The sequence below is a fragment of the Aeromonas sp. 604282 genome (genome assembly GCF_049170575.1).
Lineage (GTDB): Bacteria > Pseudomonadota > Gammaproteobacteria > Enterobacterales > Aeromonadaceae > Aeromonas > Aeromonas veronii_A.
In genome coordinates, this window is sequence record NZ_JAAKMV010000001.1 from 482,288 (window position 1) to 499,418 (window position 17,131).

General features: G+C 59.4%; 13 protein-coding genes. 6 read left to right on the top strand and 7 right to left on the bottom strand.

All coding sequences use genetic code 11. The features are described 5' to 3' along the window. Window positions 1-292 precede the first annotated feature (292 nt). Window positions 293-727 carry a YccF domain-containing protein gene (locus tag G5367_RS02065; RefSeq protein WP_076495751.1) on the top strand — a complete coding sequence of 145 codons (435 nt, stop codon included), beginning with the start codon at window positions 293-295 and terminating at the stop codon, window positions 725-727. Window positions 728-819: 92 nt separating this feature from the next. Beyond that, a complete protein-coding gene (yfbR, locus tag G5367_RS02070) occupies window positions 820-1,410 on the top strand; it encodes a 5'-deoxynucleotidase (RefSeq protein WP_265776256.1) in 591 nt (196 codons plus the stop codon). Window positions 1,411-1,497: 87 nt separating this feature from the next. Here yfbR and lolE read toward each other — a convergent pair whose 3' ends face one another. From lolE to G5367_RS02085, 3 genes are all read right to left on the bottom strand, one after another. Then, entirely contained in the window at window positions 1,498-2,739 is a 1,242-nt protein-coding gene (lolE, locus tag G5367_RS02075; RefSeq protein WP_123173204.1) for a lipoprotein-releasing ABC transporter permease subunit LolE, read from the bottom strand. After that, the gene (gene lolD / locus G5367_RS02080) at window positions 2,739-3,437 is read right to left on the bottom strand and encodes a lipoprotein-releasing ABC transporter ATP-binding protein LolD (RefSeq protein WP_005360062.1); all 699 of its coding nucleotides are present in this window, start codon (window positions 3,435-3,437) and stop codon (window positions 2,739-2,741) included. Before lolD ends, lolE begins: the two co-directional genes overlap by 1 nt. Window positions 3,438-3,534: 97 nt before the next feature. Continuing rightward, window positions 3,535-4,770 (bottom strand): lipoprotein-releasing ABC transporter permease subunit, encoded by a 1,236-nt coding sequence (locus G5367_RS02085; RefSeq protein WP_323928153.1) that lies wholly within the window; start codon window positions 4,768-4,770, stop codon window positions 3,535-3,537. Between the two features lie 76 nt (window positions 4,771-4,846). Here G5367_RS02085 and G5367_RS02090 point away from each other — a divergent pair, with 76 nt between their 5' ends. Further along, entirely contained in the window at window positions 4,847-5,422 is a 576-nt protein-coding gene (locus G5367_RS02090) for a hypothetical protein (RefSeq protein WP_005351323.1), read from the top strand. A 56-nt stretch (window positions 5,423-5,478) separates the two neighbouring features. Then, window positions 5,479-8,946, top strand: coding sequence for a transcription-repair coupling factor (gene mfd, locus G5367_RS02095; protein ID WP_421243789.1), 3,468 nt, complete (start codon window positions 5,479-5,481; stop codon window positions 8,944-8,946). A 100-nt stretch (window positions 8,947-9,046) separates the two neighbouring features. Here the strand turns inward: mfd and fbp are convergent, their stop codons facing one another. Beyond that, window positions 9,047-10,081 (bottom strand): class 1 fructose-bisphosphatase, encoded by a 1,035-nt coding sequence (gene fbp, locus G5367_RS02100; RefSeq protein ID WP_216963118.1) that lies wholly within the window; start codon window positions 10,079-10,081, stop codon window positions 9,047-9,049. A 382-nt stretch (window positions 10,082-10,463) separates the two neighbouring features. On the opposite strand from fbp, the gene G5367_RS02105 reads away from it, so the two are divergent. Then, the gene (locus tag G5367_RS02105; RefSeq protein WP_421211287.1) at window positions 10,464-12,080 is read left to right on the top strand and encodes a peptide ABC transporter substrate-binding protein; all 1,617 of its coding nucleotides are present in this window, start codon (window positions 10,464-10,466) and stop codon (window positions 12,078-12,080) included. A 105-nt stretch (window positions 12,081-12,185) separates the two neighbouring features. On the opposite strand, the gene G5367_RS02110 is transcribed toward G5367_RS02105, so the two are convergent. The 3 genes from G5367_RS02110 to sixA all read right to left on the bottom strand — a co-directional run bounded on the left by G5367_RS02110 (window position 12,186) and on the right by sixA (window position 14,075). After that, complete coding sequence (locus tag G5367_RS02110) at window positions 12,186-13,103, bottom strand: DMT family transporter (protein WP_421243697.1); 918 nt, start codon at window positions 13,101-13,103, stop codon at window positions 12,186-12,188. 164 nt (window positions 13,104-13,267) lie between these two features. Next, window positions 13,268-13,474: a DUF1107 domain-containing protein gene (locus G5367_RS02115; RefSeq protein WP_005336998.1), complete on the bottom strand. Its 207-nt coding sequence runs from the start codon at window positions 13,472-13,474 to the stop codon at window positions 13,268-13,270. A gap of 133 nt (window positions 13,475-13,607) precedes the next feature. Continuing rightward, complete coding sequence (sixA, locus tag G5367_RS02120; RefSeq protein ID WP_005351311.1) at window positions 13,608-14,075, bottom strand: phosphohistidine phosphatase SixA; 468 nt, start codon at window positions 14,073-14,075, stop codon at window positions 13,608-13,610. A gap of 162 nt (window positions 14,076-14,237) precedes the next feature. Between sixA and G5367_RS02125 the strand changes: the two genes are divergently transcribed. Further along, the gene (locus tag G5367_RS02125; protein ID WP_421243698.1) at window positions 14,238-17,024 is read left to right on the top strand and encodes an insulinase family protein; all 2,787 of its coding nucleotides are present in this window, start codon (window positions 14,238-14,240) and stop codon (window positions 17,022-17,024) included. Window positions 17,025-17,131: the final 107 nt, after the last annotated feature.

Consider the following 17,131-nt stretch of genomic DNA (forward strand, 5'->3'; position numbering starts at 1 on the left):
AGCCACACATCCCCCACATTGAGCGGCGTGCAAGCACAATTCGTGCAAAACTGCCCTTTATATGGGGAGAGAGGACCTCTAGTTCAACCATCCAGTGAGGATAATTTTGCGTTTGCTCACCTTTTTTCATCCGAACGCCGCTTTATTACCCATCTTTCGCCGAAAAACAGCCCACCGTTGCGGGCGGCGACTCAATTTGACCAGCCAAATGGCGATTGGACCAATCAACCATTGCGTCCCTACCCCTCCCTCGTTATGGTGGCAACCAAATTGATGATCTGGAGTCACTCACATGGCCTTTTTCCGCTTCTTGTTCAATCTGCTCTGGTTTGTACTGGGAGGTGTCTTTATGGGCCTGGCCTGGTGGCTGGCCGGTCTTATCTGCTTTATCTCGCTGGTCGGCATCCCCTGGGGACGTGCCTGCTTCGTGATCGGCACCTTTACCTTCTTCCCGTTTGGCAAGCAGGCCGTCAATCGCAAGACCATGACCGGCCAGAGCGATATCGGCACCGGCACGCTGGGACTGATTGGCAATATCCTCTGGTTCGTGCTGATCGGTGTCTGGCTGGCCATCGGCCACATCGCTTCCGCGCTGGCCTGCTTCGTGACCATTATCGGTATCCCGTTTGGTATTCAGCACCTCAAGCTGGCGCTGATCAGCCTGGCGCCCATTGGCCAGATGATTGTGACCAATCAGGAGGCGGAATCCGGCCGCTATATCCGCTAACAGTGGGAAATGCGCGGGCAGACGCTGCCCTGCAACGAAAAAAAGGGCAGACTAGGGTCTGCCCTTTTCTATTCTCTTTTGTTGAGGCCATCATGTTACCCAGCCATTTTTTCGCCAATCTCGCCCGCATGAAACTCATCTACCGCTGGCCCCTGATGCGCAACATCCAGCCGGAAAACATTGCCGAGCACAGCCTGCAGGTGGCCATGGTGGCCCATGCCCTCGGCATCATCAAAAATCGACTGTTTGGCGGCAGCGTGAATGCCGATCGCGCCGCCGTGATGGCCCTCTACCACGACAGCAGTGAAGTGCTGACCGGCGATCTGCCTACCCCGGTCAAATACTTCAACCCCGAAATTGCCCGCGAGTACAAGAAGATAGAACTGGCCGCCGAGCAGCGTCTACTTGGCATGCTGCCGCCGGAACTGGTGGAGGACTTTCGCCCCCTGCTCGATTCGGCAGCCCAGGATGACGAGCTGGCCAGGCTGGTCAAGGATGCCGACACCCTCTGCGCCTATACCAAGTGTCTGGAGGAGATCAACGCGGGCAACCGGGAGTTCGAACCGGCTCGCAAGCGCCTTGAAGCCATGCTGGCAGCGCGGATGAGCGATGAGATGCGCTACTTTATCGATATCTTTGTGGCCAGCTTCTCCCTGCCACTCGATGAGCTTAACGCTCACTAAGCCAGTCTACATGACCTGAAAACAGAAGGGCCCGCCGGTTTGCACCAGCGGGCCCTTCGTTCTTTATTGCGCATTAGATGCAACGCATCAGTGACCCAGCTCGCGAGATGGCACCAGACCGCTCGCCCGCCAGGCGGGATAGAGGGTCGCCACCAGGCTCATCAGGATGGCAGCGCCCGTCACGATAAGCAGATCCTGCATATGCAACTCGGTCGGCAAGAAGTCGATGAAGTAGATATCCGGATTGAGGAAGCGGTGGCCAATAAGCTTCTCGATGACACCCAGGATCTGGGTCAGCTTGCTCGAAAGCAGCCCGCCCAGCAGGGCGCCGAGCAGGGCGCCGGCCACGCCGTTGACCATCCCCTGAATGACGAAGGTGAGCCGGATCTGGCCGGGGCTCGCCCCCATGGTTTTCAGGATGGCGATCTCGCTGCGCTTCTCGTTCACCGCCATCACCAGGGTGGAGACGATATTGAAGCAGGCGACGGCCACCACCATCAGCATCACCACATACATGACGGTACGCACCATCTGGATGTCCTGATAGAGGTAGCCCTGGCTGTTCATCCAGCTACGGATGTAAACATGATGGGGGAACTGCTGTGCGGCGGCTACCGTGATGGATTGCGCCTTGAGCACATCGCTCACCCGCAGGCTAAAGCCCTCCACATCGCTGCCCATACCGGTGATCGCTTGCGCATCAGCCAGATGCATAAAGCCGAGCAGACCGTCTAGCTGACCGCCGATCTCCAGCAGCCCCACCACGGTCAGGGCTTCGCGCCGGGGATTCTTGATCCCGGTCTGATCACCCCCTTGTGGCAACAACAAGCCAAGAGTGTCCCCGACCTTGACTCCCAGTTTGTCGGCAATGGTCTTGCCAAGGATCACCCCACGCTCACCCGGTTGCAGCTCACGCAGGCCGCGGCCCGTCATGTATTTGCCCGCATCCGACAAATTGGCTTCCAGCTCCGGCAATACAGCGCGCAGTTGCACCCCCTTGAGGGCGGAGCCGTGCTCCAGCAGGCCATTGAGGCGAATGACCGGCGCAGCGGCCTCGACGCCCGGCTGGGCCAGCAGGTAGTCACGCAGACGAGGCCAATCCGGCAGCGGCCGCTCGACGGCGTCCAGCTCACCTTGCGGCACCACTGAAAGCACCCTGTCTTTGAGCTCCCGCTCGAAACCGTTCATGGCGGAGAGGCCCAAAATCAACGCCATCACCCCGAGGGCGATACCGATCAGGGAAGAGGCTGAGATAAAGGCGATAAACCCGTTGCGACGGCGGGAGCGGCTGTAACGCAGGCCCAGAAAGAGGGGCAGCGGTTTGAACATCAGGCAACCTCCGCCATCACGCCGCTCACCAAGGTCACCCGGCGATGGAGCTTGGCCGCCAGGCTCAAGTCGTGAGTCACCACCACAAACGCAGTGCCCAGTTCACGATTCAGTTCACACAGCAGTTCATACACCGCGGTGGCACTGGCGTGATCCAGATTGCCGGTGGGTTCGTCCGCCAATACCAGACTAGGTTCGTTGACCAGCGCCCGGGCGATCGCCACCCGCTGACGTTCACCGCCGGAGAGCTCGGACGGTCTGTGGTTGAGACGATGGGAGAGCCCTACCCGTCCCAGCATCCGGGTCGCCTTCTCGGTGGCAACCGCCACCGACTCACCGGCGATCAGCAGCGGCATGGCGGCATTTTCCAGCGCACTGAACTCGGAGAGCAGGTGGTGGAACTGGTAGACAAAGCCCAGCTCGCGGTTGCGAAAACGGGCCTGGGTGCGGCTGTCCCAATGGTGGATATCCTCCCCCTTGAACAGCACGGCGCCGCTGGAGGGGTTGTCCAGCGCCCCCATCAGATGCAGCAGAGTGGTCTTGCCGGAGCCGGAGCTCCCCACTACCGCCAGCATTTCACCGGGCGCAACGCAGAGATCGATCCCCTTGAGCACCTGAGTCTCCAGCTCCCCCTCTTTATAGACATGATTGAGCGCCTGGCAGCGCAGCAGAGGTTCACGGGATACGGCTTCATTCATAACAGGGGCTCCACTTACGCCAGTGACCACAGAGGCACCAGTAACAACGCCGGTACTCGCACCGGAGGTAACAACAGAAGATGTATTATTCACGGCATTACTCATAACGCAGCGCCTCGGCCGGTTTCACCCGTGCGGCGCGTGCCGCCGGGTAAAGGGTGGCACTGAAGCTCAGCAGCACAGCGCCCAGCAAGATGGTGATGACCTGAGCCGGCTCGACAATCACCGGCAGGCCACTGCCGCCAGCCGCCATATAGAGGTTGAGCCCCACTGCATTGAGCAGAGGGTTGAGACCCAGGGAGAGAGCAAGGCCCGCCAGTCCGCCAAACAGAGCGCCAATCACCCCGCTGGAGGCGCCAAGTACCATGAAGATTTTGACGATCCCCGATTCACTCATGCCCATGGTGCGCAGGATGGCCACTTCGCCCTCCTTGTCCGTCACCACCATCACCAGCGCGGAGAGGATGTTGAAGGTAGCGACAGCGATGATCAGCACCAGCATCAGCCCCATCATCCGTTTTTCCATGGCGACCGCCTGGAACAGCTCGCCCCGCTCGCGGCGCCAATCCTGCCACAGCAGCCCATCCGGCAACGGCGTCTTGATCACCTCGTCAGCGGCAAAGGGATCATCGAGCCAGAGGCGAATGCCACCGACGGTTTCTGGCGGCAGGCGCAGCAGCCGCTGGGCATCCCCTAGGGCGATCAGCGCAATCTGGTTATCCACATCGGCGCCGACCCCGAAGATGCCGGAGACGGTAAAGAGGCGCTGGGCCGGTACCCGGCCAAACGGGGTGAAGCGGGTCCCTTCGGTCAGGATCAGTCGAACCTGGTCGCCAATGGAGACATTGAGGCGACGTGCCACCCCCTGCCCCAGCACGATGCGGTAGTGGCCGGCCAGCAGGGTATCGAGGCGTCCCCCCAGCATCTGGCTATGGAGGATGTCATCCTTGGGCCACTTTGCAGGGTCGATGCCCTGCACACTCACCCCGGTCAGCTGGCCGGGGCTTTGCAGCATCCCTTCGCTGTCGAGCATGGGGGCCGAGGCGACCACATGGGGTAATTTGGCCAGATCCGGCAAGCCTTGCGGGTCGGCATCAATGCGGCCAGCCTGATTGGTCACCACCACATGGGGGATCACCCCGAGGATGCGCCCTTTGAGCTGCCCTTCGAAACCGTTCATCACCGAAATGACCACCATCAGGGCGGCAACCCCGATGGCGATGCCAAAGGTAGAGAACAGGGAGATAAATGAGACGAAGCGATTGCTGCGCTTCGAGCCTGCATAACGCAGGCCGATGGCCAGCGAAAGGGGCTGAAAAAGTCCGGTCTTCAAGGATATGTACGTTGCCAACAAAATAAGATACCGGATAATAAAGGGAAACCGTCCATGACAACAAGGGATAGCCTCCATGCAGGAACAGTTCTTCAGCGTCACTCATGCCACGCCGGTCAATGTGATCCCCATGCCGGCCGACTTCCACCTCCCCTCGCTGGAGGAGCTGGACGCTGAGCTGCCGGAGCCCTTTCGGATCTCTTCGGCCATTACCTCCATCGATCTGGTGACCACCCGCCTGCTGCGCAACCAGAACGAGTCGATGCACGACCTGATCGAGATCGTCAATCAGCAGTCCCGCAAGATCGACATGATCATGGGCTATGTGCTCTCCCTGCAGGACCATCCGGAGCAGCGCTTCCACACCCTGCGCTTCGGGGCTGGCCAGCTCACCTACCTGCACCCCTATCATGATCACGGGGATGCACCGCACCTGCACCAGATAGTGCGCCTCAAGATCTTCCTGCGGGAAGAGGCGGCCGCCATCTACTGCTATGGCCAGGTCAAACAGCTCGACGGCGGTGAACATGGCACCCATGTGCAGCTCGACTATGTACGGATCCGCGAAGATGACCGTGAACTGTTGGTTCGTGCCAGCCTCCACGTGCAATCGAAGCAGCTCAAGCTGCGCGCCCAAGAGCGTCAGCGCTAACCATAGCGAACGTCAGCGATAGATAACGTCAACGTTAAAAGAATCGAACCATGCCAATGACACTCCCCGCCTTGCCCGCCAAAGCGGGCCAAAAGATCACGCTCGGCCAGCTGGTCGGCAGCAGCCTCTCGCTGATTGCAGCCCGTCTCACCAGTGAAGCCAAGGGGCCGGTACTGCTTATTACCGCCGATACCCCGAGCGCCCTGCGCCTGGAGCAGGAGCTTCAGTATTTGCTGGCAGGCAAGCAGCCAGCCGATCAGTCCGTCCCCGTATTGCTGTTCCCCGATTGGGAGACCCTGCCCTACGACACCTTCTCTCCCCATCAGGACATCATCTCCCAACGGCTCGAGACTCTCTACAAGCTGCCGCAGATGAGCAAGGGGGTGCTGATTGTCCCCATCTCCACCCTGATGCTGCGCTGTGCCCCCCGGGTCTATCTCGACAAATACAGCCTGATGGTGAAGGCCGGTCAGCGCCTCAATCTGCAACAGCTGCGCGGGCGCCTGGCCGAAGCGGGTTACGTGGCGGTGGATCAGGTGCTGGAACATGGCGAATTTGCCGCCCGCGGCTCCCTGCTCGATCTCTTCCCCATGGGCAGTAGCAGCCCCTATCGCATCGACTTCTTCGACGATGAAGTGGACTCCATCCGCCCGTTCGATCCCGAGACCCAGCGCTCCAGCGAACCGGTCAAGACAGTCAGCCTGCTGCCCGCCCGGGAATACCCCACCGACGAGGCGGCCATCGAACTGTTTCGCGGCCAGTTCCGCGAGCAGTTCGAGCTGTCGCGGGCCGAGGGTTCCGTCTATCAGGAGGTGAGCAAGGGACGCTGGCCCGCCGGCATCGAGTACTATCTGCCGCTCTTCTTCAACCAGACCGCCAGCCTGTTTGACTACCTGCCGGAAGAGACCCTGCTGCTCACCGTGGGGGATATCTACCCCGCTGCCCAGCGCTTCTGGAACGATATCGGCCAGCGCTATGAAGACAGACGCTGGGACAACACTCGCCCACTGCTACCCCCGGCCCAGCTCTATCTGCCGGTGGAGCAGCTCTTTGCCGCCCTCGGCCAATATGGCGCGGTGCGGCTGCAAGAGGCCGCCACCGCGGGCGATGCCGGTCAGCACGATCTGCCCATCGAGGCGCTGCCCGACCTGCAACTCGATCACAGCAAGGAACAACCCCTGCTGGCGCTCAACCAGTTCCTGCAAGGTTTTGCCGGGCGCACCCTGTTTGCGGTGGAATCCGAGGGGCGGCGGGAGGTGCTCGGCGATCTGCTGGCGCGTATCTCGCTGCAACCCAAAGAGTTCCCCTCCCTCGACGCCTTTATGGCGAGCCCGGATCGACACGGCCTGCTGGTGGCACCGCTTGAGCGTGGCTTCCTTTGGCAGGAGGCTGGTCAGGATCCAATGGCGCTGATCACCGAGACCGAGCTGCTGGGCGGCAAAGTGCGCAGCAAGCGAGCACGGGAGAAGAGCAAAAATTTAAGCTCCGATGCGGTGATCAGAAACCTGGGCGAGCTGACCCAGGGTCAGCCGGTGGTCCATCTCGATCACGGGGTCGGCCGCTATCTGGGGCTGGAAACCATCGACGCCGGTGGCCTGCCCACCGAGTTTTTGACCCTCGAATATGCCGGCGGCGACAAGCTGTTCGTGCCGGTTACCAGTTTGCACCTTATCAGCCGCTATACCGGTTCTGATAACCCGCCCAGCCACAAGCTCGGCGGTGAAGCCTGGAGCAAGGCGCGGCGCAAGGCGGCGGAGAAGGTGCGCGACGTGGCAGCCGAGTTGCTGGATGTCTACGCTCATCGCGCCGCTCGCGCCGGTTTTGCCTTCAAGCACGACAAAGAGGCCTATCGCCAATTTGCCGCCAGCTTCCCGTTCGAGGAGACCGACGATCAGCTCAACGCCATCAATGCAGTGCTGGGGGACATGTGTCAGGCCAAGAGCATGGATAGACTGGTGTGCGGCGACGTCGGTTTCGGCAAGACCGAAGTGGCGATGCGGGCAGCGTTTGTGGCTGTACACGGCGGCAAGCAGGTTGCCGTGCTGGTGCCCACCACCCTGCTGGCGCAACAGCACTACGACAACTTCCGCGACCGCTTCGCCAACTGGCCGGTGCGGGTCGAGGTACTGAGCCGCTTCCGCTCCGCTAAAGAGCAGAGCGCAGTGATGAAGGAATTGGCCGAAGGCAAGGTGGACATCATCATCGGCACCCACAAGCTGCTCGGCTCCGAACTCACCTTCAAGGATCTGGGGCTGCTCATCGTCGATGAGGAGCACAGATTCGGGGTACGCCAGAAGGAGAAGATCAAGGCGCTGCGGGCCGATGTGGATATCCTCACCCTCACCGCCACTCCTATTCCACGCACCCTCAATATGGCAATGTCCGGCATGCGGGATCTCTCCATCATCGCCACGCCGCCCGCCAAGCGACTCGCCATCAAGACCTTCGTGCGCCAGCACGAACCGGCGGTGGTGCGCGAGGCTGTGCTGCGGGAACTCAAGCGCGGCGGTCAGGTTTACTACCTGCACAATGACGTGGAGAGCATCGAGAAGTGCGCCGCCGATCTTGCCGAATTAGTGCCCGAGGCCCGCATCGGCATCGCCCACGGCCAGATGCGCGAGCGCGACCTTGAGCGGATCATGTCCGACTTCTACCACCAGCGCTTTAACCTGCTGGTCTGCACCACCATTATCGAAACCGGCATCGACGTGCCGAGCGCCAACACCATCATCATGGATCGGGCGGATCATCTCGGACTGGCCCAACTGCACCAGCTACGGGGCCGGGTTGGCCGCTCCCACCATCAGGCCTACGCCTATCTGCTCACCCCCCATCCCAAGCTGATGACCAAGGATGCGGCCAAGCGGCTTGAGGCGATCGCCTCGCTTGAAGATCTCGGCGCCGGTTTTGCGCTGGCGACCCACGATCTGGAGATCCGTGGTGCAGGCGAACTACTCGGCGACGATCAGAGCGGCCAGATTGAATCAGTCGGCTTCACCCTCTACATGGAGATGCTGGAGCAGGCGGTCGAGGCGCTGAAAAATGGCAAAGAGCCGTCGCTCGAGCAGCTGATGAGCCAGCACACCGAGGTGGAGCTGCGCCTGCCTGCGCTGCTGCCGGATGACTATATTCCGGACGTCAACATGCGCCTCTCCATGTACAAGCGGATCGCCAGTGCGGCGGACGAGCAGGAGCTGCGCGAGCTGAAAGTGGAGCTGATCGACCGTTTCGGCCTCTTGCCGGAGGCGACCAAAACCCTGCTGGAGCTGGCTGCCTTCCGCCAGCGGGCCACCGCCCTTGGCATTCGCCGGGTGGAGATGAGCGAGCGCGGCGGCTATCTCGACTTCACCCAGGAGACCAAGGTTAATCCGGCCTATCTGGTCAAGCTGCTCTCCAGCCAGCCCCGGGTCTACAAGATGGACGGGCCGACCCGGCTGCGTTTCCAGGTGCCGACTCAGGACAGGGCCATGCGCCTGAAGTTGGTGGATGGCTTGCTGGCGGATCTGGCCAACAACAGCCTGTGAGTCTCTGCAACGCTGGCGTCGAGCCAGAGAGAGAATGCCAACTAAAACGGGAGCCAAATCGGCTCCCGTTTTTGATTTGCTATCTGACTACTGCGTACGTTCAGTTCTGATTGGCCGGATCCTCATGGGCAGAGAACTCGCGCATAAAGGCCTCGGCGCGCTCCACCATTTTGGTCGAGCCAACGAAGTAAGGGGTACGCTGGTGCAGCGCGGTGGGCTGGATATCCATGATCCGGCCAAAGCCATCGGAGGCCTTGCCACCGGCCTGTTCCACCAGAAACGCCATCGGGTTGCACTCATAGAGCAAGCGCAGCTTGCCATTCGGCGAGTTGGTGCCGGACGGATAGATGTAGATGCCGCCCTTGAGCAGGTTGCGATGGAAATCGGAAACCAGGGATCCGATATAGCGGGAGGTGTAGGGTCTGTGGGTCGCCTCATCGCGCTCCTGACAATATTTCAGGTACTTCTTCACCCCGTCCGGGAACTTGATGTAGTTGCCCTCATTGATGGAGTAGATCTTGCCCTCTTCCGGGATGCGGATGTTCTCGTGGGAGAGGCAGAAGCAACCGATGGAAGGATCGTAGGTAAAGCCGTTGACGCCAAAGCCGGTGGTGTAGACCAGCATGGTGGAGGATCCGTAAACCACATAACCGGCGGCGACCTGACGGTTGCCCGGTTGGAGGAAGTCCTCCAGCGTCACCGGCGATCCCTGCGGGCTCAATCGGCGGTAGATGGAGAAGATGGTCCCGACCGAGACGTTGACGTCGATATTGGAAGATCCATCGAGGGGGTCGATCAGCACCACATACTTGGAGTTTTTGGAGAGTGGTGAGTCAAAGGCCACGAAGTCCTCTTCCTCTTCCGAAGCCATACCACACACTTCGCCACGAGCTTCCAGTGCTGCCTTGAAACGTTCATTGGCGTAGACATCCAGCTTCTGCTGCACCTCACCCTGTACGTTTTCAGCGCCCATGGAGCCGATGATGTCAGCCAGCCCCGCCTTGTTTATCTCCCTGTTCACCACCTTGGCAGCGAGACGAATCGAGCTGAGCAACGAGGTCAACTCGCCGGTCGCAGTAGGATAATCTGCCTGCTTTTTGACGATGAACTCGCCCATGGTGATCATGTTTCGCATTTTTGGTCCTTTAAGATCATTTCCGTTGGCATTGAAAACGTTTGCAAGCATCGACAAAAAAAAGCCGATCCTCGGCCGCTTTGTTTTGTAACCTAATGTAACGTCTGTTTTTTATTTTTGCAGCGAATTAAGCAGCCTGATAAATAGCCAATTTCCCCTTGCCCGATGATCATTCATGCTTTTTGCACGGTGTCATTCGATTACTTGCCCCCCCTTAATTCGTGGTAATAACCTGCAGCAAGCCATAAGCTGACTGACCTTGAACCATTAAAAATGGAGTCTGATGGGCCTGTGCAGGCCTCAGCCATTGCCTCTTGAGATCCAATCGCCAATCCAGCACACTGATTTCGCTTTGGAAGCAAATAAAACTCAAGGATTATCAATGAACAAGACTCTCATTGCCGGCATGGTAGCCGGACTGTTTGCCCTTCCCGCCTGGGCTGCCCAAGTGCCTGCCGGTACCAAGCTGCTGCCAGATGCCCAACAAATCTATGTGACCAATATCGGCACCGAGCCCACTACCATCGACCCCCAGCTGGTGGAAGAGAGTGCCGGTAGCGAGATCGTCAACGATCTGTTTGAAGGGCTCTATGTACTGGATGGCAAGGGTAAACCCCAACCCGCAGGCGCTCTAAGCTACGACATCGACAACACCGGTACTGTATACACCTTCAAGCTGAGGCCGGAGGCCAAATGGTCAAACGGAGAGCCGGTCACTGCCGCAGATTATGTCTATGGCTGGCAACGGGCGGCCGACCCCAAGACCGCCTCCAACTACGCCTGGTTTATCGAATTGATGGGTATCACCAATGCCGGTGAGGTGATCCAGGGCAAGAAGAGCCCGGATACGCTGGGTGTCAAGGCACTGGATGACCATACTCTGCAGGTCACCCTTAACACTCCGGTCCCCTTCTTCCTGAAGATGCTGGCTCACTACACCACCTTCCCGGCCCCCAGAGCCACCATCGAAAAATTCGGCAAGGAGTGGGTCAAACCGGGCAACATCGTCTCCAACGGCGCCTTTGTGCTCAAGGAGTGGACCCCCAACGAGCGGCTGAGTGCCGAGCGCAATACCCACTACTGGGACAACCAGCACACCGTCCTGAACAAGGTGGTCTATCTGGAGATCGTCTCCGAAACCGCCGCTTACAACCGCTACCGCACCGGCGAGCTGCACTACACCACCTACCCACTGGAGCAGTACAAGCACATCAAGAGCCAGAGCCCTCAAGATCTGGTCAGCGCTCCCATGCTCGCCACCTATTACTATGTGTTCAATGTGAACCGTAAACCGTTCGATGATCCCAAGGTTCGCAAGGCGCTCTCGCTGGCCATCGATCGGGAAACCATTACCGACAAGATCCTGGGACAGGGACAGCTACCCGCCTTCAGCCTGACCCCACCGAGTGTCGATGGCTTCGATTTGAAAAAACCGGCCAGCCAGCAGCAGAGCAAAGAGGAGCGGATCAAGCAGGCCAACGCCCTGTTGGTCGAAGCGGGTTATGGCCCGGACAAACCGCTCAGCGTGGATATCCTCTACAACACCAACGAGAGCCATAAAAAGATCGCGCTGGCTGTCTCCTCCATGTGGAAACACAACCTGGGGGTCACCGCCACCCTCAACAACATGGAGTGGAAAACCATGGTCTCGGCACTGAACGAGGGGGATTTCGGGGTGAGTCGCTACTCCTGGAACGGGGACTATAACGATGCCTCCACCTTCCTCGATATCCTGACCTCCAGCAGCAGTGCCAACAGCGGCAAGTGGTTCAACAAGGAGTACGATGCCCTGCTGGCCAAGGCCCACGACTCGCAGGATGCAGCCGAGCGCAATCAGCTCTACCAGCAGGCAGAAGCACTGATCGAGGCTGACGCCCCTATCGCGCCGCTCTACTTCTACGTCAAATCGCGACTGCTCAAGCCGTTCGTCAAGGGTTATCCCTATGAGAGCCCGCAAGACATCGTCTATAGCCGGGACCTCTATCTGGTCGCCCAGTAACCGGTCTGGCACTACCTGATCATAAAAAAAGCGCCTGCATTGCTGCAGGCGCTTTTTCATTGGCGGCCAGCGGGCCATTGGGCCCACTTACGCGTTCGCGCAAGCTTACTCTTCGGGACAGGGCGCCAACGCCCCCCGGCGACTCCCCGCCACCACCGGACGCACCAGCAGCTGTGCCAGCAAAACACCCAGCAGAGTCAGACCGCCCCCGATCAGGTGATAGCTGGTCAGCCGCTCGCCCAGCAGGGTGATGGCAAGGCCAGCCGTCATCACCGGCAGCAGGTTCATAAAGATGGCGGTACGGTTGGCACCGAGCAGAGCGATACCCTGCATCCAGAGCCACGGCGAGAGCGCCGAAGTGGGAATACCGGCATAGAGGATCAACCACAGGGCCCGACCATCCGGCCACTGGCCATCCACCAGCAAAAAGAAGGGTGTCAGGATCACCACACTGCAGATCACCTGACCGTAGAGCAGCGACCAGTTGTCGAGCCCCAGATCCCACTTCTTGAGCAGCACGCTGTAAAGGGCATAAGTACCGGCCGAGATCAGCATATAGACAGAGCCGATATGAATGCCTTGGGTAAACAGCCGGGTCGGATCCCCCTGCCCCAGCAAGATAGACAAACCAAGGATGGAGAGCAGCGCCCCCAGCACGGCGCCCCAGGTGGGCCGCTCACGCAACAGCCAGATGCTGAACAACACGGTCAGCAGCGGCGTCAGTCCCATCATCAACCCCATCTCGGTGGCTCCCAGGGTTTGCGCCGCGTAGTAACCAAAAGTCTGGTTGAGCACCATGCCCAGCGAGGCCAGCATGGCGATCTGCCAAAGGCCAGCGCGCAGACGGGCACGCGCACGCCATACCCGACGGGCAAGAAACGGGCTTAATACCAGCGCAGCCACCACCCAGCGCGACCAGGCCAAGGCTGCAGGGGACAACACACCAACCGCCAGTTTACTGACGATGCCATTGCCAGCCCAGATGGCAATGCAGGAGAAGGGAAACAGAAAGGCAAGGGGCATGAGAAGATCCAGACCGAAGAGACAACAGCGGGCCAGTATAGGGGGCGATGGGAGATAAACAAAGGTGTGGGCCTGAACAGCCACATGATGAACGCCAGTCGCCAGAAACAAATATGCCCGCAAAAGTGCGGGCATATCAGTGCAGAAACAGGTTCAGAAGCGCATCACGCGGCATCCATGTGCAGTCTGGAGATCAGCTCGTTGACCTCGGTGACTGTCTGGCGATGGGGAATATCCGCCGGATTCGGCATCAGCAACAAACCGGATTGGAAATCAAACCGCCCCCGACCATGGATGTAAATCCGACCTTTAAAGAAGGTTTTGACATGCTTTGCCACCATCAGTGGCAGGTACTTCTTGAACACTCTCATCGTTTGCAACCTCTTGCAGTTGTATCCGTATGACAGCAGCTTCTGCGAATTAATTCCGTAAAATATTTATAAAAATCCGGAAAACTCGCCCATCTCTTCCCAAAAAATTCAATCTATAACTTTTTATTAACTTTTAGCCTATTGTATGCGGCCCTTCGAGCCAGAGCAAGGCTCCTTTGCCATCGTGCCACTCGATACAGGCGATCCCTGAGGTGGCGAACATGGGTGCTCCTGCGGCCGGGCAGAGGCTTTGCACCAGATAACCCACCAGCGGCAGATGGCTGACCATCAGGATCTGGTCATGTTGCTGCGCCAGGGTGGTGAGGTAGCTGGCCACGAAAGCGGGATCACCGTAAGGGGTAATGTCGCCACTCTCTTCAACGGCTGCTGCGTCAGGTAATTCACTGCATATGGCTTGCCAGGTCTGGCGTGCCCGCAGATAGTTGCTGTGGATCACCCGATCCAGCGGGCCAATCAGCTGAGGCGCCAGCCAGCGGGCCATCTGGATAGACTCTTCAATACCCTGCTCGGTCAATGGACGCTGTTCATCTGTTTTCGCATTCATGCCAGCCTGGCCATGACGCATGATATAGATCTTCATTACAACCTCGCCCAACGGGCCTGTTTTGATAGCCGGGGGATCTTACCCCGCCACGGGTGTGGAAACAATTGCGCTACCTCTCAGAAAAGGGTTTGCCTGACGGGATAGCGGGGTCGATAATCATGTTTAAATTCAAATAAATCCAACGTGAGTCACACGCCAATGAGCCCATATGCCAGTCCCAATGACCATCGGCAATACCATTTTCTGGAGCTGGCCAACCGGCTCAGGGTCTTGTTGATTTGTGATCCCGACACCGACAAATCCGCCGCCTCGCTAGCGGTCAATACCGGCCATTTTGACGATCCCGCCGACCGGCAGGGAATGGCCCATTTTCTGGAGCACATGCTGTTTCTCGGCACCTGCACCTACCCCAAGCCTGGTGAGTACCAGCAATTTATGAGCCGTCATGGCGGCAGCAACAACGCCTGGACCGGCACCGAGTTCACCAACTTCTTCTTCGAGATCGACAACGGCTTCTTCGAAGCGGGGCTGGATCGCTTCTCCCAGTTTTTTATCTGCCCCACCTTTGATCCGGAGTGGGTGGACAAGGAGCGCAACGCGGTCGACTCCGAGTATCGCCTCAAGCTGCAGGACGACATGCGCCGCAGCTATCAGGTGCATAAAGAGACAGTCAACCCGGCGCACCCCTTCTCCAAGTTCTCGGTGGGCAACCTCGATACCCTGGCCGATCTGCCGGGACGGGATCTGCGCTCCGACCTTATCCGTTTTTACGAAAGCCACTACAGCGCGGATCGCATGGCACTGGTGATGATCTCGCCGGAATCCATCGATACCCAGTTGCAGTGGTGCTGTCGCTACTTTGCTCCCATTTTGAATCGCAATTTGGGAACCCCGACCCTCACCATGCCGCTCTACCGGCTCGACGATCTCGGCGTGCGCATCCACATCAATCCGGTCAAGGAGACCCGCAAGCTGTCGCTCAGCTTCCCCTTGCCCAATGTGGACGAGTTTTACGACAAAAAGCCCCTCACCTTCCTGAGCCATCTGATTGGCTACGAGGGGGATGGCAGCCTGCTCTCCCTGCTCAAGGCGAAAGGCTGGGTCAACCAGCTCTCGGCGGGCGGTGGCATCAGTGGCGCCAACTTCAAGGATTTTGGCGTCAACTTCGGCCTCACCCCTCTGGGCCTTGAGCATGTGGACGACATCCTCGCCGCCCTGTTTGGCTATCTGAAACTGATCGGCCGCGAAGGGCTGCAGAGCTGGCGCTATGACGAAAAACGGACCGTGCTCGAATCGGCGTTCCGCTTTCAGGAGCGCGGCCGCCCCCTCGATACAGTGTCGGGGCTGGTGCTCAACCTCTTTAGCTACAAACCTGAGGATCTGCTCTACGGCGACTACATGATGCGCGAATATGACGAGGGGCTGATCCGCCGCTTCCTCGCCAAGCTCACCCCGCACAACCTGCGTATCACCATCACTGCGCCGGAAGTGGCAACCGATCGGCTGGCCCGCTGGTATCAGACCCCCTACAGCGTGGAAACCATTACCGAGGCCGAGAAAATTCGCTGGCAGCAGAGCGAGCCGGCTCCGGCGCTGGCGCTGCCCAAACCCAACCCCTTTATCAGCAGCCGACTCGATCCGCGTACGCCAGAGCTTACGGCCGACATGCCCGCCTGCCTTATCGATCGCCCCGGTTTTCGCCTCTGGTACCTCCATGAGCACCTGTTCAGCGTGCCCAAGGGCAATCTCTACATCTCCATCGACAGCGAACATGCGGTCAAAAATCCGCGCAATATCGCCATGGCGCGCCTTGCCGTGGAGCTGTTGGCCGACCACCTCAACGCCCTCACCTATCCGGCGGAGCTGGCGGGGCTGGGTTACCAGATCTATGCCCATCAGGGGGGCTTTACCATCAACCTGAGCGGTTTTGCCGACAAGCAGCCGCTGTTGCTCGACATGATCCTCGGCAACCGCACGCTGGGGTATCCGGATCCGGGCCGCTTCGCCGAGATCAAAGAGCAGCTCATCCGCAACTGGGACAACCAGTCCAAGGCGCGCCCCATCTCCCAGCTCTTTAACCAGCTCACCAGTTTGCTGCAACCGAACAACCCGCCGTTCGAGCAGTTGCTGCGCCACCTGCGCACCGTCGAGCTGGAGGAGATGCCCGGCTTCGTGGCCCAGCTGTTTGGCGAGGTGCATGTCGAGGCGCTGGTACACGGCGACTGGACTGCCGCCGAAGCGCTGGAGCTGGCCGCCCTGATGGAGCGCCACCTGAGCGATATCAATGGCACCAGCAGCAAGCCGAGCGGCGAGACCCGTCGTCCGCTCATCTCCATTCAGGACAGGGGCACCCTTATTCGCGAGCAGGGTTGCGATCACGAAGACTCGGCACTGCTGGTCTACTACCAGTCCCGTACCACCCGGGCGCGGGATCTCGCCTGCTTTACCCTGGCGAACCACATCATGTCCTCTACTTTCTTCCACGAGCTGCGCACCCGCCAGCAACTGGGGTATGTGGTGGGTGCCGGCAACCTGCCCCTCAATCGCCATCCGGGGCTGATCTTCTATATCCAGTCGCCGGTGGCGGGGCCGCAGATCCTGCTCGATGCGGTGGAGGAGTTTATCGACCTCTTCCCGCTGGCCATGCTCGAATTTACCGAGCAGCAGTGGCAAGAGAGCAAGGCGGGGCTGCAAGCCCAGCTGAGCGAGCGGGATGCCAACCTGCGCAGTCGCGGCCAGCGGTTGTGGGTCAGTATTGGCAACAAGGACCTGGGGTTCGATCAGCGGGAACGGGTCTGCGATGAGGTGGGCAAGTTGAGCCGCGCCGATCTGGTGCGCTTTATCACCCAGCTGCGCTCGCGCACCTCCGATCGGCTGATCCTCTGCAGCTATGGTCAGGGGCACGAACATGACGAGCGGATCACCGGCCAGTTTATCGATGATCCACGGGCATTTCGGCTCAATGCCGCCACCTTCGAGGCCTGATCAGGCCTCGACATCCTCCATTTTCCTGCCCGCGGCAAATCACAGACAATAAAAAGCCGACCCATCAGGGTCGGCTGGAAAAACCATAACAATTGCGACCAAAGCCG

Excerpts from the sequence above, each read along its gene's own strand:
- G5367_RS02110 (WP_421243697.1), bottom strand. The coding sequence starts at position 13,103 with ATGCCCCTTGCCTTTCTGTTTCCCTTCTCCTGCATTGCCATCTGGGCT.
- lolE (WP_123173204.1), bottom strand. The coding sequence starts at position 2,739 with ATGTTCAAACCGCTGCCCCTCTTTCTGGGCCTGCGTTACAGCCGCTCC.
- G5367_RS02065 (WP_076495751.1), top strand. The coding sequence starts at position 293 with ATGGCCTTTTTCCGCTTCTTGTTCAATCTGCTCTGGTTTGTACTGGGA.
- yfbR (WP_265776256.1), top strand. The coding sequence starts at position 820 with ATGTTACCCAGCCATTTTTTCGCCAATCTCGCCCGCATGAAACTCATC.
- G5367_RS02090 (WP_005351323.1), top strand. The coding sequence starts at position 4,847 with ATGCAGGAACAGTTCTTCAGCGTCACTCATGCCACGCCGGTCAATGTG.
- sixA (WP_005351311.1), bottom strand. The coding sequence starts at position 14,075 with ATGAAGATCTATATCATGCGTCATGGCCAGGCTGGCATGAATGCGAAA.
- G5367_RS02125 (WP_421243698.1), top strand. The coding sequence starts at position 14,238 with ATGAGCCCATATGCCAGTCCCAATGACCATCGGCAATACCATTTTCTG.
- mfd (WP_421243789.1), top strand. The coding sequence starts at position 5,479 with ATGACACTCCCCGCCTTGCCCGCCAAAGCGGGCCAAAAGATCACGCTC.
- fbp (WP_216963118.1), bottom strand. The coding sequence starts at position 10,081 with ATGCGAAACATGATCACCATGGGCGAGTTCATCGTCAAAAAGCAGGCA.
- lolD (WP_005360062.1), bottom strand. The coding sequence starts at position 3,437 with ATGAATGAAGCCGTATCCCGTGAACCTCTGCTGCGCTGCCAGGCGCTC.
- G5367_RS02105 (WP_421211287.1), top strand. The coding sequence starts at position 10,464 with ATGAACAAGACTCTCATTGCCGGCATGGTAGCCGGACTGTTTGCCCTT.
- G5367_RS02115 (WP_005336998.1), bottom strand. The coding sequence starts at position 13,474 with ATGAGAGTGTTCAAGAAGTACCTGCCACTGATGGTGGCAAAGCATGTC.